At 62.5% G+C, this 20,092-nt stretch carries 19 protein-coding genes; 6 read left to right on the top strand and 13 right to left on the bottom strand.

Annotated elements, in window-relative coordinates; translation table 11 throughout:
* The first annotated feature begins 208 nt into the window (after positions 1-208).
* Both ABE456_RS02085 and ABE456_RS02080 read left to right on the top strand, forming a co-directional pair.
* Entirely contained in the window at positions 209-1,357 is a 1,149-nt protein-coding gene (locus ABE456_RS02085) for an efflux RND transporter periplasmic adaptor subunit (protein ID WP_346642501.1), read from the top strand.
* 12 nt (positions 1,358-1,369) lie between these two features.
* Complete coding sequence (locus ABE456_RS02080) at positions 1,370-4,414, top strand: multidrug efflux RND transporter permease subunit (RefSeq protein WP_346642500.1); 3,045 nt, start codon at positions 1,370-1,372, stop codon at positions 4,412-4,414.
* A gap of 169 nt (positions 4,415-4,583) precedes the next feature.
* On the opposite strand, the gene ABE456_RS02075 is transcribed toward ABE456_RS02080, so the two are convergent.
* The 5 genes from ABE456_RS02075 to colR form a co-directional block, all read right to left on the bottom strand.
* On the bottom strand, positions 4,584-4,817 hold the full coding sequence (locus ABE456_RS02075) for a hypothetical protein (protein WP_346642499.1): 234 nt from the start codon (positions 4,815-4,817) through the stop codon (positions 4,584-4,586).
* Positions 4,817-5,515 carry a lipopolysaccharide kinase InaA family protein gene (locus tag ABE456_RS02070; RefSeq protein WP_346642498.1) on the bottom strand — a complete coding sequence of 233 codons (699 nt, stop codon included), beginning with the start codon at positions 5,513-5,515 and terminating at the stop codon, positions 4,817-4,819. Before ABE456_RS02070 ends, ABE456_RS02075 begins: the two co-directional genes overlap by 1 nt.
* A gap of 6 nt (positions 5,516-5,521) precedes the next feature.
* Positions 5,522-6,202 carry a class I SAM-dependent methyltransferase gene (locus ABE456_RS02065; protein WP_346642497.1) on the bottom strand — a complete coding sequence of 227 codons (681 nt, stop codon included), beginning with the start codon at positions 6,200-6,202 and terminating at the stop codon, positions 5,522-5,524.
* A 106-nt stretch (positions 6,203-6,308) separates the two neighbouring features.
* Entirely contained in the window at positions 6,309-7,619 is a 1,311-nt protein-coding gene (locus ABE456_RS02060; protein WP_346642496.1) for a HAMP domain-containing sensor histidine kinase, read from the bottom strand.
* Entirely contained in the window at positions 7,609-8,292 is a 684-nt protein-coding gene (gene colR, locus ABE456_RS02055; protein ID WP_346642495.1) for a two-component system response regulator ColR, read from the bottom strand. The genes ABE456_RS02060 and colR overlap by 11 nt, the downstream gene beginning before the upstream one ends.
* Before the next feature lie 183 nt (positions 8,293-8,475).
* Here colR and ABE456_RS02050 point away from each other — a divergent pair, with 183 nt between their 5' ends.
* The gene (locus tag ABE456_RS02050) at positions 8,476-9,204 is read left to right on the top strand and encodes a phosphatase PAP2 family protein (protein ID WP_346642494.1); all 729 of its coding nucleotides are present in this window, start codon (positions 8,476-8,478) and stop codon (positions 9,202-9,204) included.
* A gap of 100 nt (positions 9,205-9,304) precedes the next feature.
* On the opposite strand, the gene groL is transcribed toward ABE456_RS02050, so the two are convergent.
* The 5 genes from groL to ABE456_RS02025 form a co-directional block, all read right to left on the bottom strand.
* Positions 9,305-10,945 (bottom strand): chaperonin GroEL, encoded by a 1,641-nt coding sequence (groL, locus tag ABE456_RS02045; RefSeq protein ID WP_346642493.1) that lies wholly within the window; start codon positions 10,943-10,945, stop codon positions 9,305-9,307.
* Between the two features lie 48 nt (positions 10,946-10,993).
* A complete protein-coding gene (locus ABE456_RS02040; protein WP_003260750.1) occupies positions 10,994-11,287 on the bottom strand; it encodes a co-chaperone GroES in 294 nt (97 codons plus the stop codon).
* Positions 11,288-11,630: 343 nt separating this feature from the next.
* Positions 11,631-12,092 carry an FxsA family protein gene (locus tag ABE456_RS02035; protein ID WP_346642492.1) on the bottom strand — a complete coding sequence of 154 codons (462 nt, stop codon included), beginning with the start codon at positions 12,090-12,092 and terminating at the stop codon, positions 11,631-11,633.
* 67 nt (positions 12,093-12,159) lie between these two features.
* Entirely contained in the window at positions 12,160-12,891 is a 732-nt protein-coding gene (locus ABE456_RS02030; RefSeq protein ID WP_346642491.1) for a DUF2470 domain-containing protein, read from the bottom strand.
* A 172-nt stretch (positions 12,892-13,063) separates the two neighbouring features.
* Complete coding sequence (locus tag ABE456_RS02025) at positions 13,064-14,074, bottom strand: DUF481 domain-containing protein (RefSeq protein ID WP_346642490.1); 1,011 nt, start codon at positions 14,072-14,074, stop codon at positions 13,064-13,066.
* A gap of 166 nt (positions 14,075-14,240) precedes the next feature.
* Here ABE456_RS02025 and ABE456_RS02020 point away from each other — a divergent pair, with 166 nt between their 5' ends.
* Together ABE456_RS02020 and ABE456_RS02015 are read left to right on the top strand one after the other, a co-directional pair.
* A complete protein-coding gene (locus tag ABE456_RS02020) occupies positions 14,241-14,594 on the top strand; it encodes an MGMT family protein (protein ID WP_346642489.1) in 354 nt (117 codons plus the stop codon).
* Between the two features lie 43 nt (positions 14,595-14,637).
* A complete protein-coding gene (locus ABE456_RS02015; RefSeq protein ID WP_346642488.1) occupies positions 14,638-16,185 on the top strand; it encodes an AmpG family muropeptide MFS transporter in 1,548 nt (515 codons plus the stop codon).
* A gap of 71 nt (positions 16,186-16,256) precedes the next feature.
* On the opposite strand, the gene ABE456_RS02010 is transcribed toward ABE456_RS02015, so the two are convergent.
* The 3 genes from ABE456_RS02010 to ABE456_RS02000 form a co-directional block, all read right to left on the bottom strand.
* Positions 16,257-17,501, bottom strand: a complete 1,245-nt coding sequence (locus ABE456_RS02010) for an MFS transporter (RefSeq protein ID WP_346642487.1) — start codon at positions 17,499-17,501, stop codon at positions 16,257-16,259.
* Positions 17,502-17,614: 113 nt separating this feature from the next.
* On the bottom strand, positions 17,615-18,457 hold the full coding sequence (locus ABE456_RS02005) for a mechanosensitive ion channel family protein (protein ID WP_346642486.1): 843 nt from the start codon (positions 18,455-18,457) through the stop codon (positions 17,615-17,617).
* Between the two features lie 114 nt (positions 18,458-18,571).
* Positions 18,572-19,057, bottom strand: coding sequence for a YajQ family cyclic di-GMP-binding protein (locus ABE456_RS02000; RefSeq protein WP_016488946.1), 486 nt, complete (start codon positions 19,055-19,057; stop codon positions 18,572-18,574).
* A 100-nt stretch (positions 19,058-19,157) separates the two neighbouring features.
* Between ABE456_RS02000 and ABE456_RS01995 the strand changes: the two genes are divergently transcribed.
* Positions 19,158-20,075: a putative 2-dehydropantoate 2-reductase gene (locus ABE456_RS01995; protein ID WP_346642485.1), complete on the top strand. Its 918-nt coding sequence runs from the start codon at positions 19,158-19,160 to the stop codon at positions 20,073-20,075.
* Positions 20,076-20,092 lie beyond the last annotated feature (17 nt).

Below are 20,092 nucleotides of genomic sequence, written 5' to 3'. Positions count from 1 at the left end.
CTTTCGCAGCTAAAGCCGCTCCCACAGGGATCGCGTTACCCATTGACTACGCGGTTCCTGTGGGAGCGGCTTTAGCCGCGAAAGGGCCGGCACAGGCATTTCATTCCCCTTCAAAGCAAAAACAGTCAATAATTCCCCCATCCACGTGGGCAGGATTGCCCGTTGTCGTGTCTAAGCGAATAACAACCGAATCCAAGGAACCGGACCTATGCTGCGCCGCCGCATGCTCATCATGTTGGCCGTGGTTCTGCTGATCGTGTTGGCCCTGGGGGGCTACAAGGCCTTCTCGATCTATCAGCAGATCCAGATGTTCAGTGCCCCCAAGCCGCCCATCACCGTGGCGGCGGCCTTGGCCGAACAGCGCCAGTGGCAGGAGCGCCTGCCCGCCGTCGGCAGCCTCAAGGCGCTGCAGGGCGTGGAGCTGAGCCTGGAGGTGGAGGGCATCGTCAAGACCCTGCACTTCGACTCGGGCCAGCGGGTAAAGGCCGGGCAACTGCTGCTGCAACTCAACGACGACCAGGAAACCGCCCTGCTCGGCACCGCCCAGGCCGACCTGGGCCTGGCCAAGGTCGATTTCGGCCGTGGCAGCCAGCTGGTCGGCGACTCGGCCATCTCCCGTGGCGAGTACGACCGCCTCACCGCCCAGTACCGGCGCAACCAGGCCATCGTCGAGCAACTCAAGGCATCGAAGACCAAGAAGAGCATCAGCGCCCCGTTCAGCGGCACCATCGGCATCCGCCAGGTGGACGTTGGCGATTACCTGGCCGCCGGTACGGTCATCGCCACCCTGCAGGACACATCCAGCCTGTACGTCGACTTCAACGTGCCGGAACAGGCCCTGCCGCACCTGAGCCTGGGCCAGCAGGTGCTGGTGCAGGTGGCCGCCTACGCGGGCCAGATCTTCCCCGCCAGCCTCAGCGCCATCAACCCCAAAGTCGAGGAAGCCACACGTAACCTGCTGGTACGCGCGACCATGGCCAACCCGGACGGCAAACTGCTGCCAGGCATGTTCGCCAGCCTGCTGATCCTGCTGCCCAACCCGCAGCCGCAGGTAGTAGTGCCGGAAAGTGCCATCACCTACACCCTGTATGGCAACTCGGTATACGTCGCCACGCCGAAAAAGGACAAGGACGGCAAGCCGGAAAACGACGACAAGGGCCAGCCGCAGCTGGTCGCCGAGCAACGCACCGTGCAGACCGGCGAGCGCCGCGATGGCGTGGTGGTGGTCAGCAAAGGCCTGCAGGCCGGGGAACAGGTGGTCACTGCAGGGCAACTGAAGCTCACCCCCGGCGCCGCGATCCGCATTGGCCAGGACAAAGCCCTCAAGCCCGAACAGGGCTCGGCGGGCAAGGACTGACAGGAGGCAGGCATGGCGTTCACCGACCCGTTCATCCGCCGCCCGGTGCTGGCCAGCGTGGTCAGCCTGCTGATCCTGCTGCTGGGCTTCCAGGCCTGGAGCAAGCTGCAGATCCGCCAGTACCCGCAAATGGAAAACGCCCTGATCACGGTGACCACCGCCTACCCCGGGGCCAACGCCGAAACCATCCAGGGCTACATCACCCAGCCGCTGCAGCAAAGCCTGGCCAGCGCCGAAGGCATCGACTACATGACCTCGGTGAGCCGGCAGAACTTCTCGATCATTTCCATCTATGCGCGCATCGGTGCCGACAGTGACCGGCTGTTCACCGAGCTGCTGGCCAAGGCCAACGAAGTGCGTAACAAGCTGCCCCAGGACGCCGAAGACCCGGTGCTGAGCAAGGAAGCAGCCGATGCCTCGGCGCTGATGTACCTCAGCTTCTACAGCAAGGAGATGAGCAACCCGCAGATCACCGACTACCTGTCGCGGGTGATCCAGCCCAAGCTGGCCACCCTGCCGGGCATGGCCGAGGCGGAAATCCTCGGCAACCAGGTGTTCGCCATGCGTATCTGGATCGACCCGGTGAAACTGGCCGGTTTCGGCCTCTCGGCCACCGACGTGACCAATGCCGTACGCCGCTACAACTTCCTCTCCGCCGCTGGCGAGGTGAAGGGCGAATACGTGGTCACCAGCATCAACGCCAGCACCGAGCTGAAGTCGGCCGAGGCGTTCGCCGCCCTGCCGGTCAAGACCAGCGGCGACAGCCGTGTGCTGCTGGGCGATGTAGCGCGGGTCGAAATGGGCGCGGAAAACTACGACACGGTCAGCTCGTTCGACGGCACCCCGTCGGTATACATCGGCATCAAGGCCACCCCGGCCGCCAACCCGCTGGAAGTCATCAAGGAAGTGCGGCGGATCATGCCCGAGCTGGAAAGCCAGCTACCCTCGGCGCTGAAAGTATCGATCGCCTACGACGCCACGCTGTTCATCCAGGCCTCCATCGACGAGGTGATCAAGACCCTCGGCGAAGCGGTGCTGATCGTTATCGTGGTGGTGTTCCTGTTCCTCGGTGCCCTGCGCTCGGTGCTGATCCCGGTGGTCACCATCCCGCTGTCGATGATCGGCGTGCTGTTCTTCATGCAGATGATGGGCTATTCGCTCAATCTGCTGACCCTGCTGGCCATGGTGCTGGCCATCGGCCTGGTGGTGGACGATGCCATTGTCGTGGTGGAGAACATCCACCGGCACATGGAAGAAGGCAAGTCGCCGTTCGACGCGGCGCTGGAGGGCGCCCGCGAGATCGCCATGCCGGTGGTGTCGATGACCATCACCCTGGCCGCGGTATATGCGCCAATCGGCTTCCTTACCGGGCTCACCGGCGCCTTGTTCAAAGAGTTCGCCCTGACCCTGGCCGGTGCAGTGATCATTTCCGGCATCGTTGCCCTTACCCTGTCACCGATGATGTGCGCCCTGCTGCTGCGCCAGGAACAAAACCCCAGCGGCCTGGCCCACCGCCTCGACTTGCTGTTCGAACGCCTGAAGGTGCGCTACCAGCACCTGCTGCATGCCACCCTCGACAGCCGCCCGGTGGTGCTGGTGTTTGCCGTGATCATCCTGTGCCTGATCCCGGTGCTGCTCAAGTTCACCCAGAACGAACTGGCGCCCAACGAAGACCAGGGTGTGATCTTCATGATGAGCAGCTCACCGCAGACGGCCAACCTTGATTACCTGAACGCCTATACCGACGAGTTCACCCCACTGTTCAAGGCCTTCCCCGAGTACTACTCGTCGTTCCAGATCAACGGCTTCAATGGCGTGCAGACCGGTATCGGCGGCTTCCTGCTCAAGCCCTGGAACGAGCGCGAGCGCACGCAGATGGAGCTGCTACCGCTGGTGCAGGCCAAGCTCGAGGAAATCGGCGGCCTGCAAATCTTCGGCTTCAACCTGCCGTCATTGCCGGGCACTGGCGAGGGCCTGCCGTTCCAGTTCGTGATCAACACCGCTGGCGATTACCCGGCGCTGCTGGATGTAGCCCAGCGCATCAAGGCCCGGGCCCAGGAGTCGGGCAAGTTCGCCTTCCTCGATATCGACCTGGCATTCGACAAGCCCGAGGTGGTGGTGGATATCGACCGGGCCAAGGCGGCGCAGATGGGCGTGTCGATGGACACCCTGGGCGGCACTCTGGCGACCCTGCTGGGCGAGGCGGAAATCAACCGTTTCACCCTGGAAGGCCGCAGCTACAAGGTAATTGCCCAGGTCGAGCGGCCGTACCGTGACAACCCCGGTTGGCTGAACAACTACTACGTGAAGAACGACCAAGGCCAGCTGTTGCCGCTGTCGACACTGATCACCCTCACCGATCGCGCCCGGCCACGCCAGCTCAACCAGTTCCAGCAGCTGAACTCGGCAATCATCCAGGGCGTGCCCATGGTCAGTTTGGGCGAGGCGCTGAAGACCGTGCAGGACATCGCCCGCGAAGAGGCCCCGGAAGGCTTCGCCTTCGACTATGCCGGCGTGGCCCGCCAGTATGTGCAGGAAGGTAGTGCGCTGTGGGTTACCTTCGGTTTGGCGTTGGCGATCATCTTCCTGGTGCTGGCGGCGCAGTTTGAAAGCTTCCGCGACCCGTTGGTGATTCTGGTGACGGTGCCGTTATCGATCTGTGGCGCATTGCTACCGCTGTTCCTCGGCATATCGAGCATGAACATCTACACCCAGGTCGGGCTGGTGACGTTGATCGGGCTGATCAGCAAGCACGGCATCCTGATCGTCGAGTTCGCCAACCAGCTGCGTGAGGAGCGCGGCTTGAGCGTGCGCGAAGCGATAGAGGAAGCGGCGGCAATTCGCCTGCGGCCGGTGCTGATGACCACGGCAGCGATGGTATTTGGCATGGTGCCGCTGATTCTGGCGACCGGGGCCGGGGCGGTCAGCCGCTTCGACATCGGCACGGTGATTGCCACCGGGATGTCGATCGGCACGCTGTTTACCTTGTTTGTGCTGCCGTGTATCTACACCTTGCTGGCGCACAAGGCAGTGGCCAGGGAGACATCGATTGCCTGACCCGGCCTCTTCGCGGGTAAACCCGCTCCCACAGGGATAGTGCTGAACTCAAGTGCTGTGCAGTAACTGTGGGAGCGGGTTCACCCGCGAAGAGGCCCGCAAGGCACATGCAAAAATGCCAGAGGCCCCGCAATAGCGGGGCCTCTGGCATCTCTAGCTCACACCGGGTTCAGCCAAACGGCCGCAATCCCTGGCGCATGCCGAACAGGAACAGCAACAGGTCCTGATCCGGCGCGACCTTGGCATGCTGCTGCAGTTTCACATCCCGCGGCAACACGCACTGGTCAGCCATCTCGGCCTTGCTGAACACTGTCGGCCTCGGCTCTTCCCAGGCAGCCACCGCCACGGTGGTCACCGCCAGGCCAGCTATCAGGAATAAAGCTCGAGCTATTTCTAGTTTCATTACCCTAACCCTTTGACAGCGCTGCCAAACGCCATCTGGTAAAAATAGAGCAGCGTTTGCCACTCCGCATCGTTCAACGACGAATGGCGACGCAGCTGGCGTAGGTCGTTGCCCGCCGCACGCTGGCAGCTGATGCGCCGCCGGCACTTCTCCAGGTCCAGCAATGCCACCTCGACGCGAGCCTGCTCGCCCTCACCGATCACTTTGATGAACACATGCTTGCCATACAGGCAGCCGTGCTGCCAGTGCCCCAGGTGCATACGCGCCAGGTTGTCCGCCAGGTCCTTGAGCATGCGCTCATGCACCACCTGCGGGTAACGCTCACGGGCACCTTCGGCATGCCAGGTGTCGAGTTCGATGAAACCGTCCAGCGCCTCGCTCACCAGCAATGCCCGCCATTGGTGGTCGGCATCGCGCTCGGCACCACAGAAGACGATGCGTGGTACACGCACGCCCAGTTGCTCGAAGCTGTTCAGCGCATCGAGCTCACGCAATACGGTCGGCCGGCCGAAAGGGTGCAGCAGGCTGCGGTAGATATGCCCAACCTGACGCTTGGCATACAGCAGCTTGCCGTTGGCATCGTTGAGGCGTTGCACGCCACTCTCGCCACCACGTCGCTGGTTAGGTTCCTCGACCCACTCGCCCTGCTGGCGCCAGTAAAAATCGAACCGCGACTCCCCTCTCTGGGCTACAGCCATCAAACACTACCCCTTACGCAATACATAGACCCGCCACATGGCATAGAACGGCAGAAAGTCGAGGCGTTCCTGGATTCTGAAGCCGGCGGCTCTGAATTCTTCTTCGACCGTGTCGGCCGGTAACACGAAACGGTTCTGGTAATTGTCCTGTTCAGCCTTGGCACTGCGGCGCTGCTCCAGCTTTTTCCGGCGCCAGGCTTTGAAGTTGCCATCCACCCACAACGACAGGATCACACTATCACGGCTAACCCGCTGGAATTCCGACAGAATTGTCTTTCTGTGCGCGGCTTCGCCGATGTGGTGGAACAGGCGCATGCAGAAAATGCTGTCCACCGAATTGTCTGGCAGGTCGATGGCAAACGCCGATGTTTGCAATGGACGTACCCGGGCTACCACCTCTGGTGGTTGCGCAGTACAGGCGGTCTCGATCATCGCCTCGGAGTTGTCGGCACCAATGATCACCCGGTTTGGCTTTTCTGCCAGCAGCGGCCAGAAGCGGCCAGCCCCGCACGGCAGGTCAAGGACCAAACCAGGTTCGCCGGCCAAGGCCAGGGCGCGACGCGCCAGTTGTTCATCTCGCTTGTGGGAAAGGCGCCGCGCCAGGCCATCCTGATGCTTGAGGAAGTACTCCTTGGCATGCTGTTTGTCGTACTTCTCGGAAAACTCAAGCTTGATGGGGTTACGCATTGGGCATCTCCTGGTCCATTCCTCCCACATTAGGTAGGCAGACGTTGGAAACAGGTCATGCCAATGTGAAAAAAATGTTAAGGAGCAAGTAATGTATTACTACAAATTACTCGGCCAAAGCCCCTGTGCCGCCTTTGACTGCGGTGTTGCTCAGGTTCACCTGGAAACGGCAACCGTGCGGCAAGGTGGATGTCAGGGTGACCTGCCAGCCCTGGTCGTCACATATCCGCTGCACCAGTGACAGGCCCAGGCCCAAGCCCTCGCCGCGCCGCTCATCACCGCGTACGAACGGCCGGAACATCGCCTCGCGCTGCTCTTCAGGGATACCCACGCCGCTGTCCTCAACGCTGAAGCCATTGGGCTCCAGGCTCAGGCGGATATAGCCGCCGTCGGTATAGTGGGCAGCATTGCGCAGCAGGTTGCCCATCACCGACTGCAGGAAAGTGGCGTTGTACAGTACGGGGCTGGCGCTGACCCGGCCGTCGAAATACAGCTTGAGGCCCTTCTGCTCGATGGTGTCACGCCATACACCGACGAGCTCTTCGGCCACTTCACGCAGGGTCGCCCGCGATGCCACCGCGCCCTCGTCGCGCTGCGCCCGCGCCAGCATCAGGAAGGTCTTGACCAGTTCACGCATTTCTTCCGTGGCCCGCGCCACGCGTTCCACCTGGCTGCGCGAGCGGGCATCCAGCGTCGGGTTTTCCATCAGCAGTTCGCACGAGGTGGCCAGCACCATCAAGGGTGTGCGCAGTTCGTGGCTGACGTCACTTGTGAACAGCCGTTCACGGGTCAGCGCGTCGCGCAGACGGCCCAGGGTATCGTCGAAGGCCACCGCCAGCTGGCCGACTTCATCCGCGGCATAATCCGGCGCCAACGGCGGGGCAAGGCCAAGCAGCTGGTCACGGTGCCGCACCTGACGTGCCAGGCGAACCACCGGCGCCATTACCCGGCGCGCCACCAGCCAGCCAAGGATGACCGCCAACACCAGGCTAAGGACGAAGCCCACCACCACCACGGCGAACAGCACGCGCTCACGTTCTTCGAAGTCGCTCTGGTCCTGCAGCAGCACATAACGGCGGCCATCGACGATCTCGACCATGGCGTGGTACGACAGCTGATCGCGGAATACCTCGTGAAAGCCCCGATCGAGGTGGCGCAGGTCCTTGGGCAGCTCAAAGTCGTCACGCCCGCCGCTGAAGTAGAACAGCTGATCGGGGCGTGGCCGATGGCTCCAGTCGCCGACACTGTCCATGCGCAGCAGGCGCTGCAGGTCGCCACCCAATACCGAAGAAATCAGCCGCTCTTCAACCAGGTGCACGGTGGCAACGATGCCGAAGGCAAAGGCCCCGGCCACCAGCGCACTCATCAGGGCAAAGGCGATGATGATGCGCTGTGCAAGGCTTTGCTTAAACTCCATCGCGGCCCTCGGCGAGGCGATAGCCGACGCCATGGACGGTATGTAGCAACGGTTTTTCGAACGGTTTGTCGATCACCTGGCGCAGCTGGTGCACATGGCTGCGCAGGCTGTCGCTGTCGGGGCAATCATCGCCCCACAGGGCTTCTTCAAGCACTTCGCGGCGCAAGACGTGCGGGCTTTTCTGCATCAGCACTGCCAGCAGCTTGAGGCCGACCGGGTTGAGTTTGAGCAAGCGCCCCTGGCGGTTGACCTCGAGGGTGTCGAGGTCATAGCTGAGGTCGGCCACCTGCAGGGTGCGGCGCCCACCACCCTGGGCACGGCGCAGCACCGCTTCGATGCGGGCTGCCAGCTCCGACAGGGCAAAGGGCTTGAGCAGGTAATCGTCGGCACCGGAGCGGAAGCCTTGCAGGCGGTCGTCCAGTTGGTCACGGGCAGTGAGCATGATCACCGGTGTGTCGCGGCGGGCGTCCTCGCGCAAGCGCTTGCACAGGGTGTAGCCGTCGATGCCGGGCAACATGATGTCCAGCACGATCAGGTCGTAATGCTCGGTGGCAGCCAGGTGCAGGCCGGACAGGCCATCCTGGGCACAGTCGACGGTGTAGCCCTTCATGCCCAGGTAATCGGCCAGGTTGGCCAGGATATCGCGGTTGTCTTCAACCAAAAGAATGCGCATCGGGTTCTCCTGTGCGGCGCTTCTCGCTGTGGTGCGCGGCAGGCGCAGCTTAAGGCCTATGCCTGCACGGTGCCAGCCCCAGGGAAAATTCACCGCCCTTGACGGTTTTTTCACTGATCCTTCACGGACACAGGATAGCGGGCGGCCGACAATGCCCGATCTTTTTCGCGCCCTGGAGCCGTCATGCAGCAACCAACCCGCCCTCGCCCGATCAATGTCTGGCTGTACCTGGGGATTCCCCTGGCTACCGCGCTGGCCTTGATCTTGCTGGAGCAGACCTCCGTCGACATGGATATCGCCAACCTGTTCTTCGACCCCGCTGCCGGGCAGTTTATTGGCCGCCACAGTTACCTGCTGGAAAACATTCTGCATGACCGGGTCAAGCAAGTGGTGATCCTGCTGGGAGTGATGTCACTGCTGACCTTTGCCGCAAGCTTCTTCGTGAAACGCCTGTTCGGCTGGCGCCGCGAACTGGGTTGCCTGGTGCTGGCGCTGGGCCTGTCCACGGCGTTTGTCACGCCGCTGAAGAAGGTGACCCAGGTGCAGTGCCCATGGAGCCTGACCCAGTTTGGCGGCACCGAGACCTACAGCAAGCTGCTGGAGCCACGGCCGGCTACCGACAAGCCAGGGCTGTGCTGGCCGGGCGGGCATGCTGCTACCGGGTTCTGCCTGTTCGGCTTGTTCTTCATGCTGCGTGATCGCAAGCCGCGCCTGGCACGGGTGGCATTGGCGGTGGCCTTTGTAGCTGGCTCGGTACTCGGCGTGGGAAGGATGCTGCAGGGGGCGCACTTCTTGTCGCACAACGTGTGGACGGGGGTGTTCTGCTGGTTGATCGGGTTGGGGTCGTATTACCTGGTTCTGTATCGCCGGGGTATGGTCGAAGCGCCAGCCGCTGAGCGCAGCGTCGCCTGAACCAGGGGCCGCTTTACGGCTCAAAAGCCAGTACAGGAAAACGAAAAAGCCCCGGTTCTCGCGAACCGGGGCTTTTGATGGTGCAGGGGGTAAGGCTGGCTTACATCATGCCGCCCATGCCACCCATGCCGCCCATGTCAGGCATGCCAGCAGCTGGCTTGTCTTCTGGCAGGTCGGCAACCATGGCTTCGGTGGTGATCATCAGACCGCCGATCGAAGCAGCAGCTTGCAGCGCCGAACGAGTGACCTTGGCTGGGTCCAGGATACCCATCTCGATCATGTCGCCGTATTCGCCGGTGGCAGCGTTGTAGCCGAAGTTACCCGAACCTTGCTTGACCTTGTCAGCAACAACGCTTGGCTCGTCGCCGGCGTTGGCAGTGATCTGGCGCAGCGGGGCTTCAACAGCGCGACGCAGCAGGGCGATACCGACGTTCTGGTCTTCGTTGTCGCCTTTCAGCTCAGCAATGGCTGCCAGGGCGCGAACCAGGGCCACACCACCGCCAGGCACCACGCCTTCTTCAACGGCTGCACGAGTAGCGTGCAGGGCGTCTTCAACGCGGGCTTTCTTCTCTTTCATTTCAACTTCGGTGCCGGCACCGACCTTGATCACGGCAACACCGCCAGCCAGCTTGGCCAGACGCTCTTGCAGCTTCTCACGGTCGTAGTCCGAGGAAGTTTCTTCGATCTGGGCACGGATCTGTTTAACGCGTGCTTCGATCTCGGTGTCAGCGCCAGCACCATCGATGATGGTGGTGTTTTCCTTGGACAGGATCACGCGCTTGGCGTTACCCAGGTGCTCCAGGGTAGCGGTTTCCAGGGACAGGCCGATTTCTTCGGAGATGACCTGGCCGCCAGTCAGGACAGCGATGTCCTGCAGCATGGCCTTGCGGCGGTCGCCGAAGCCCGGGGCCTTGACCGCAGCAACCTTGACGATGCCGCGCATGTTGTTGACTACCAGGGTAGCCAGCGCTTCGCCTTCAACGTCTTCGGCAACGATCAGCAGTGGGCGGCCGGCCTTGGCAACGGCTTCCAGAACTGGCAGCAGCTCACGGATGTTGGAGATTTTCTTGTCGACCAGCAGCAGCAGCGGGCCTTCCAGCTCGGCAACCATGGTGTCTGGCTTGTTGACGAAGTACGGCGACAGGTAGCCACGGTCGAACTGCATGCCTTCTACAACGGACAGTTCGTTTTCCAGGCCCGAGCCTTCTTCAACGGTGATCACGCCTTCTTTACCGACTTTTTCCATGGCTTCGGCGATGATTTCACCGATGGAGTTGTCGGAGTTGGCGGAGATGGTGCCTACCTGGGCGATGGCCTTGGAGTCGGCGCATGGCTTGGACAGGTTCTTCAGCTCGGCGACGACGGCAGCGGTGGCCTTGTCGATACCGCGCTTCAGGTCCATTGGGTTCATGCCGGCAGCGACGGCTTTCAGGCCTTCGTTGACGATGGCCTGAGCCAGAACGGTAGCGGTGGTGGTGCCGTCACCGGCAGCGTCGTTGGCCTTGGAAGCAACTTCCTTGACCAGCTGGGCGCCCATGTTTTCGAAGGCGTCTTTCAGCTCGATTTCTTTGGCGACGGAAACGCCGTCCTTGGTGATGGTTGGCGCGCCGAAGCTCTTGGCCAGTACCACGTTACGGCCTTTCGGGCCTAGGGTCGCTTTTACCGCGTCAGCCAGAACGTTGACACCAACCAGCATTTTCTTACGAGCGGAATCGCCGAATTTTACGTCTTTAGCAGCCATGATCGTTTAATCCTTGGAATTCTTTGGAGTAACGGGAAGTCGGGGAAATCAGCCTTCGATAACGGCGAGGATTTCGTTCTCGGCCATGACCAGCAGGTCTTCGCCATCGACTTTCACGGTGTTGCTGCCCGAGTAAGGGCCGAAAACCACTTTGTCACCCACTTTCACGGCCAGCGCGCGAACTTCGCCGTTGTCCAGGATGCGACCGGTGCCGACGGCAACGACTTCGCCGCGGTTTGGTTTTTCAGCGGCCGAACCCGGCAGGACGATACCGCCAGCGGTTTTCGATTCTTCTTCGCTGCGACGGATAACGACGCGGTCATGCAGAGGACGAAGCTTCATTGTCGATCTCTCCCAAATTGTGGTTTTCATCGGCCGGTATCGACACCGGCGGGTTGATGCTGTCCGGCGTTGCCGGGAAGTGGCCCGCAATGGGCGAACCACCTGTGTCATGTCTGGCGTTGCCACCAGAAACCTTGCGGTGACCACATACATGAGGCCGCCATATTCAATTACAAGGCTTGTTTCAGAAAATTTTTCATTAGCCGGTGGCGCCCGCAAAAAGCTGGGGCCGCTTCGCCCCCCGATCGCGACTCAAGGCCGCTCCCACAGGGGACGCATACCTCCTATGGGAGCGGCCTTGAGTCGCGAATTGGGGCGCGAAGCGGCCCCCGGATATTACTTGTTACTTGTCGCGGCGCTCGTACTCGCCTTCGATCACGTTCGGGCGATGGCCGCCATCACGCGGCTGTGCCTGGAACGGGCTGTCCTGGAAGGCACGCTGGCGCATGGCCTGGGCCTCGGCACGCTCGCGCATCTTGCGCGCGGCCAGGTGACGGGTGAATGGCAGCAGGCACAGCAGGCCCAACACGTCGCTGATGAAGCCCGGCAGCAGCAACAGGCCACCACCAACGGCCAGCATCATGCCCTGGAACATGTCCTCGGCGGGCAGTTCGCCACGCTGCAGGCTTTCGCGGGCGCGCAGTGCGGTGGCCAGCCCGGCTACACGCATCACCAGCACACCCAGAGCGGAGCCGGCGATGATCAGCAGCAGCGCCGGGAAGAACCCGATGGCCGCGCTGACCTTCACGAAGACGAACAGCTCCAGCACGGGAAACAGTAGAAGCAACAGTAGAAAAGCACGCATCAAAGCATTCCTCGTCGGAAGAGAACCTTCCTGTAAGACCTACAGATGGATGCGTGCGCTCGGTATTTCAACCCTCGACTTCAGCCGCAACCGGCCACTGGTCGGCGCGCGCCAGCAAAACCAGGGCTTCGCGGACTTGTGTCGGCGTGTTGCAAGTGCTTGGGAAAGGTAACCAGTACACCGCCTGGCCAATGCGCAGGTGCATGCCCTCGCTGTCTACCCCGACCATCTGCGCCGGCGCATGGCGTGGCAGGTCGGTCAGCTCCACGTAGTGGGCGATGGCGTTGGCGTGGTCACTGTTCATGTGTTCGACCATGCTTGCCTCGGCCTTGCCGGCGAACGGGTTGGCCTGGGTCACCTGGTCGAGCCAGTGGATCGCGCCGAAGCCGCCGATGTAGCGGTGGCGCACCGGCTGCAGTACCCAGAAGTCGAAGTCGTGCGCCTTGTGGTAGTTGGCAGCGTCCGGGAAGTAGCGGTAGTAGCGTTCGGCGGCAGCCTCGATGGCCGCCTCGTCGACCAGCTTGTGCGCCTCGGCCATCACGGTCAGGCGGCCCACCGCTTGCACATCCTCAGCCTCGCGCTCCCCTACCAGCAGCGAGCACTTGGGGTCTTTCTGCAGGTTGTGGGTGTGCTGGGCGATGCGGCTGATGAGGATCAGCGGGTTGCCATGGGCGTCCAGGCAGTACGGCACGACCGAACCGAACGGGTAGCCAGGCATCGACTTGGAATGGGTCGAGAGCACGCCGCGGTATTCCTTGAGCAGCAGTTCCCGGGCGGGGCGGATGGCGTTGGTACTCACTTGAGGATGGCTCCTGGCGGCGGACTGGATGGGCACAAGATAGCATTATCAGATCCAGTGCCAATGGGGCTGCTGCGCAGCCCTATCGCGACACAAGGCCGCTCCCACATTTGGCCGGCGTACACCGTACCTTTGTGGGAGCGGCCTTGCGTCGCGATAGGGCCGCAAAGGTCTACCAGGTCACGCCAAACCCAGCGGTATAGCGTGTCTTGTCCAGGTCACTCTCACGCGTACCGGTGATGATGTCCTTCTCCGCCTTGAGGTTGAGCGAGGCCCATTCGGTGACCTTGTAGCGCAGGCCAACCTCGGCATCCAGCGCATAGTCGGCCACGCCGCCCAGGGGCTTGGCGAACTCGCCATTGGTGAACAGCTGTACGTTCTTGCCAATCAGGTAGCGGGTGTAGTCCCACTTCACTGCGGCGGAATAGAAGTTGTCCTTGGTGCCGTCCTGGTACTCGAAGTCGGTACGGTTGATCAGCGAACCCAGCGAGAACGCGCCCAACTCGTCATCCCAGAACTGGTAACCCGGGCCGGTACCGACCGTGCGCTGGCGGGCCAGGTCTTCGATGCGGTCGCGCTTGTATTCAGCACGGCCCTGCCAGAACCACTTCTCAGTGATGAAGCGGTCCAGGGCGTACTCGGCATTCCAGTTGTCGGTGGTGGTGACGTCGTCCTTGGTCTCGCGGTTGTATTCGCCTTCGGCGTTGTGCCGCCAGCGACCGTGGCGGGCGCTGGTCTTGAAGCTGACGTCATAGTCGTCGGTGTCGTTCTCGGCGCGTTTGTAGTCCAGGGCCACGTCGACGTTGCCTTTCCACACGAAGTCCTCGACCAGCGGCTTGGGCTTCATGATCTGCTCGATGCTGGCCAGCTCCACGGTCTTGGGCGCCTCGCCGTTGGCCAAGGTCACCTTGCCGGGTTCGGCGGCCTTCAGCGACTTGGCCTTTTCACCCGTATAGGCGTCCTGCTTGACCAGCATCTCCTGGTCACTCTCCAGGGTCTGGACCTGCTTCCAGTCCAGGGCGATGGACCCGCCGTAAGGGGTTTCCAGCAGCAGCTTGCCACCGTCGAAGACTTTGATCTTGCCGCTGAGCCGGTCACCGTTCTTCATCCACACGGTGTCGGCGAACACCGGGGAGGCACACAGGGATGCAGCTAGCAGGCACAACAAGGATCTAAAATACATAAGCAGGCTTTTGTTTGCGGACTACGGGTTCGTTTTGACGAAAAAAGCCGGGCATTATCCAGATACCGACGATTAGAGCAAGGACAGACCCGGTGCATGCCGTTGAGTTCAACTCTCATTTGCCAGACCGCCGGTCCGGTTTCATCTGCAGCCCAAGGGGGGCGTGATGTCTGATGGATATGAGCACGCCCTCGACTCCGCCGAGGGCCGACGAACGGTGCTGTATTCGGTACTCGGCCAGGTGCCGACCGGCAAGGTGGTGAGCTACGGTCAACTGGCCGAGCTGGCAGGGCTTGGGCGTGCAGCGCGCTGGGTCGGGCGTACCCTTGGCCAGTTGCCCGCAGATACCCGCCTGCCCTGGCACCGGGTGCTTGGCGCGGGCGGCCGGTTGAGCCTGGCACTGGGTACCCCGTCGGGGGACGAACAACGGGCGCGGTTACGCGCGGAAGGTGTAAATGTAACCAACAATCGTGTGGATATGACGCGCCATGGCTGGCGCCCAATGGAGCACAGCGGTTAGAGTGCGCGCTTTGTTTTAGCAAACTTGAGGCAGATGTTGGCCCATGCCCCGTAAAACCTGGCGCGCTGCGCTTGCTGCCTATGCCAGCCCGTCAACCTTGGTACTTTTGCTGCTCGGCTTCGCCGCCGGCCTGCCCTACATGCTGGTGTTCTCGACCCTGTCGGTGTGGTTGCGCGAAGCAGGCGTGGCCCGCGAGACCATCGGTTATGCCAGCCTGATCGGCCTGGCTTACGCCTTCAAGTGGGTGTGGTCGCCGCTGCTCGACCAATGGCGCCTGCCGCTGCTCGGCGGCCTTGGGCGTCGGCGTTCGTGGCTGCTGCTGTCGCAGTCGCTGGTGGTGATCGGCCTGGTCGGCATGAGCCTGTGCGACCCGCAACAACACCTTTCATGGCTGATCGCCATGGCGGTGCTGGTAGCGTTCGCCTCGGCCACCCAGGACATCGCCGTCGATGCCTACCGCCTGGAAATCGCCGACGACCAGCGCCAGGCAGCGCTCGCCGCCAGCTACATGGCCGGTTACCGGGTGGCCGCCCTGCTTGCCACAGCCGGCGCACTGTTCTTTGCCGAGTGGTTCGGCTCCACCGGCTTCAGCTACTTGCACAAGGCCTGGGCCGGCACCTACGTCATGTTCGGCGTGATGATGCTGCCCGCGGTGTTCACCACCTTGATCATGCGCGAGCCGCCCGTGCCCATGCGTACACAGCTGTCAGCGGCGCGCTACGGGCTGGTGCACCAGCTGGCCTCGGTGTTCGTGCTGATCATTCTGCTGGTGTCGGTACCGGCCAGCTTCACCCAGATGTTCAACACCGGCTGGTCCACTGTCGTCTCTGGCGATGCCACGCCGCTGGACCTGCTGCTGGAAGACCGCGCCTTCCTGCGCCTGATCCTCTACGTGCTGCTGACCTGGGCGTGCCTGTCGAGCCTGGGGCGTCGCGGCCTGGCCCCGGTGCTGACGCCGGTCAACGACTTCATTGCCCGCTACCGCTGGCAGGCCCTGCTGCTGCTCGGCCTGATCGCCACCTATCGCATGTCTGACACGGTGATGGGCGTGATGGCCAACGTGTTCTACATCGACATGGGCTTTACCAAGGACCAGATTGCCAGCGTCAGCAAGATTTTCGGCCTGATCATGACCCTGGTCGGCGCCGGGGTCGGCGGCCTGCTGATCGTGCGCTTCGGCATCATGCCAATCCTGTTCCTCGGCGGCGCAGCCTCGGCCGGCACCAACATCCTGTTCCTGATGCTGGCCGACATGGGCCCGAACCTGGAAATGCTGGTGGTGACCATCTCGCTGGACAACTTCAGTTCCGGCATGGCCACCTCGGCCTTTGTCGCCTACCTGTCGAGCCTGACCAACCTGAAGTTCTCGGCGACCCAGTACGCGCTGCTCAGTTCGATCATGCTGCTGTTGCCGCGGCTGATCGGCGGGTATTCGGGGGTTATGGTGGAGAAGTTCGGTTACCACGACTTCTTCCTGATTACCGCATTGCTGGGTGTGCCTACGCTGATCCTGATCGCCCTGCAGTGGCGCCAGGAGGCCGGGCGCGGGACCCCGGTGGCAGAGGAAAATTCAGCGGCTGAGCGGCCCTGAAAGATTTGCACCGCCTGCACCGGCCTCTTCGCGGGTTCACCCGCGTAAGGGCCAGTACAGGCGATAAGAAATTACTGGGCGACAGCCCCTTCACCAGGCCGCCCACCCACTACAAACCATAGCGGCCACAGCGCCAAGGCCCCCGCCACACCTGCCGCCAGGGCAAAGTGCAGCAAGCTGGCACCGGCACCAATCATCGCCAGCAGCGCCCCGCCTAGCCCCAGCAAGGCAATGGTGATCATCCCCAGCATGGCCGATACCAGGCCCTTGCTCTGTTCGCTGGAGAACAACGTCATGCGGTACAGCACCGCGTTGGCCACGCCCAACCCCAGCGCATACAGCGACATGCCCGCCACCACGCTGGTCACGCTCGGCCAGTACCAGGTCGCCAGCACCATCAGGCTCAATCCTGCCAGGTACGGCCACAGCGCACCACGCACCAAGGCCGGCAGTGGGTAGCGATCGGCGATGCGGTTGATGATCAGGTTGCCGAGGATCAGCCCGCCGAACACCGGCAGCTGCCACAAGGCATATTCCATGGTGCTCAGCCCCTCATCGTGAATCAGCAGCACCGGCGACAGGCCAATCCAGCCAATCAACGGCAAACCGACCAGGCCCAAGGCAGCGCTGCCAGCGACAAAGCGCCGGTTGGCCAGCAACTGGGCATACCCGGCCAGCAGCGGCAGCAAGTGGATGGGTGTGAACGCCAGGCGCGAGCCGTCACGGCGCTCCACGCCCAGGGTTTCCGGCATCAGGCGGTACAACAGCACCCAGGCCAGCACCGCGCCGATGGCAAAGGCCACGAACAGCCAGCGCCAGTCCAGCCACTGCAGCAGCAAGGTGCCCACCAACGGCCCGAGCAGTGGCGACAACAAGGCGATGTTGGCCAGCAGAGCCATCATGCGCACGGCATCCGCCTCGCTGAAGGCCTCGTTCAAGGCCGGATAGCTGACCGTGACCACAAAGCCCAGGCCAATGCCCTGCAACAGGCGCAGCAGGTTGAACAGGCCGATGTCGTGGACCCAGAAGGTGGCCAGGCAGGCCAGGCCGAAGAACGCGCAGCCGACCAGCAGCAACGGGCGCCGGCCATAACGGTCAGCCAGCGGGCCAATCAGCCATTGCAGTACCACACCACCGAGCAGGTACAGGTTGAGGGCGTGGGGGATGTATTCGGGGCTGGCGTTCAGTTCGCCGACCACCACCGGCATGGCCGGCATGACCGCGTCGCTGGCCAGGTAGGTGAGCAGCTCGAACAGGGCCAGGGTCAGGCCGAACAACAAGGCGCGCAGCGGGGTGATGTACAGCAGTGGTTTCATGATGGCGTATCGGGTGTGGCAGCTGGGGTCAGGCTATATGCCAGAAATGGCGGGATATTGCTGTGAACAAGTGTAAAACCGGGGCCGCTGCGCGCCCCGGTTTTAACGCGGTGTTACTGCGCGGCAGTCTCCTGCACCACACGAATCACCCGCTGCGGAAACGGAATGTCGATCCCTTCGGCCTTCAACCGGTCACGCGCATGCTCGTTGAGCATGAACATCACGTCCCAGTAATCGGACGTCTTGGTCCACAAGCGCAGCGATACAGTGATCGAACTGTCGCCCAGCGTCGACACCACGGCCTGTGGTGCCGGGTCTGGCAGTACGCGCGGGTCCTTGGCCAGTTCCAGCAGCACGTGGCGGGCTTTCTGCAGGTCGGCCTCGTAATCCACACCCACGTCGAACACCACCTTGCGCGTCGGCTGGCGGTTGGTGTTGGTGATAATGCCGTTGGACAGGCTGCCGTTAGGCATGATCACTGTCTTGTTATCACCGGTGCGCAGCACGGTGTGGAAGATCTGGATGCTGTCGACGGTGCCAGCCACGCCCTGCGCTTCGATCCAGTCACCGATGCGGAACGGGCGGAACATCAGGATCAGCACACCACCGGCGAAGTTCGCCAGGCTGCCTTGCAGCGCCAGGCCAATGGCCAGGCCCGCGGCACCGATGGCAGCGACGAACGAAGTGGTCTCGATACCGATCATCGAGGCAACGCTGACAAACAGCAGAATCTTCAGGACGATATTGGCCAGGGTACTGATGAAGCCCTGCAACGCCACATCGGCATTGCGCATGCCCACCAGCTTGCCCAGCCGGGCGCTGATCTTGTTGATGATCCACCAGCCGACCGCCAGGGTCAGCAGTGCCAGCAGCACACGGCTGCCGTATTCCATGATCAAGGGGATCCAGGTCTGCGATTGGCGGACCAGCTGATCGACTTCAGCGTTCAAATCCATATTCATCTCCTGATGCCGAGCGGCAAGTACACGGTAGAACAGGCCGCGCGTGTTTGCGCAGCCCCGGCCCCCATGGACATCATTTGGCCATCGGGGTTCCGGGCGGCACCTGCATCAGTCGCGGAAATTGTTGAACTGCAGCGGCATGTCGAACTCTTTGGTGCGCAGCAGGGCGATGGCTTCCTGCAGGTCGTCACGCTTCTTGCCGGTTACACGTACCTGCTCGCCCTGGATGGCGGCCTGCACTTTCAGCTTGCCATCCTTGATGGTGGCAACGATCTTCTTGGCCAGGTCCTTGTCGATGCCTTCGCGGAACTTGGCTTCCTGCTTCTTTTCCTTGCCCGAAGGATACGGGTCTTTGGTTTCCAGGCACTTCACGTCGATCTTGCGCTTGACCAGCGCCAGGCGCAGGATTTCCAGCATCGCTTCGAGCTGGAACTCTTCCTCGGCGGTGAGCATCACGGTCTGATCCTTGTCCTTGAACTCGAAGGTGCCCTTGCCCTTGAGGTCGTAGCGGCGGTCCAGCTCCTTGATGGCGTTGTCGACCGCGTTCTGCACTTCGTGCTTGTCCAGTTCCGATACTACGTCGAACGAAGGCATGGTTGTTCTCCCAAAATAAAAGCGCGCTCAGGCTGACGATGGAGCGCGCTGGGTTTGACGGTTAAAATGCGGGCTCATTATAACGGGTTGCGAAACGCATATGAGCAGCACCTGGCATATTCTCGGCGCCGGTAGCCTGGGCAGCCTGTGGGCCTGCCGCCTGGCGCGCGCAGGCAAGGCAGTGCGCCTGATCCTGCGTGACGGGCAACGGCTGCAGGCCTACCAGCAGGCCGGTGGCCTGACCCTGGTCGAACAGGACCAGCCCCACCATTACGCCATCCCCGCCGAAACCGCGCAGGCACATGGCCCGATCCACCGCCTGCTGGTGGCCTGCAAGGCCTACGACGCCGCCCCGGCCATTGCCAGCGTGGCGCCTCGGCTGGCCGAAGGCGCCGAAGTGCTGCTGTTGCAGAACGGCCTTGGCAGCCAGGATGAGGTTGCCGAGCTGGTACCGCATGCACGCTGCATCTTCGCCTCCAGTACCGAAGGCGCCTTTCGCGAGGGTGACTGGAAAGTGCGCTTTGCCGGCCATGGCTTCAACTGGCTGGGCGACCCACGCAACCCGACGATCCCGGCCTGGTTCGATGACCTGCACCAGGCCGGCATCCCCGCCGAGTGGACGGTGGACATCCTCACCCGCCTGTGGCGCAAGCTGGCGCTCAATTGCGCCATCAACCCGCTGACCGTACTGCACGACTGCCAGAACGGCGGGCTGCTGGGGCACCTGGCTGAAGTGGAGGCGCTGTGCGCCGAACTGGCCCAGCTGCTGCGCCGCTGCGGCCAGCCGCAAGCAGCGGACGGGCTGGATGAAGAAGTGCAGCGGGTGATCCTCGCCACTGCGGCCAACTACTCTTCCATGCACCAGGATGTGCGTGCAGGCCGGCGCACCGAGGTGCACTACCTGCTTGGCCATGCCTGCCGCGTGGCTGGCCGTCATGGCCTGCAGCTGCAGCAGCTGGAACACCTGCTGCAGCGCCTGGTCGATAACCTGCGCGTGCGCGGCTTGCCCTGCGACTGACGCGGCCCTTACAACCG

Origin of the sequence: Pseudomonas sp. TWI929, from assembly GCF_039673335.1 — a bacterium.
GTDB lineage: Bacteria > Pseudomonadota > Gammaproteobacteria > Pseudomonadales > Pseudomonadaceae > Aquipseudomonas.
This window is presented reverse-complemented; position numbering and strand designations above follow the sequence as displayed.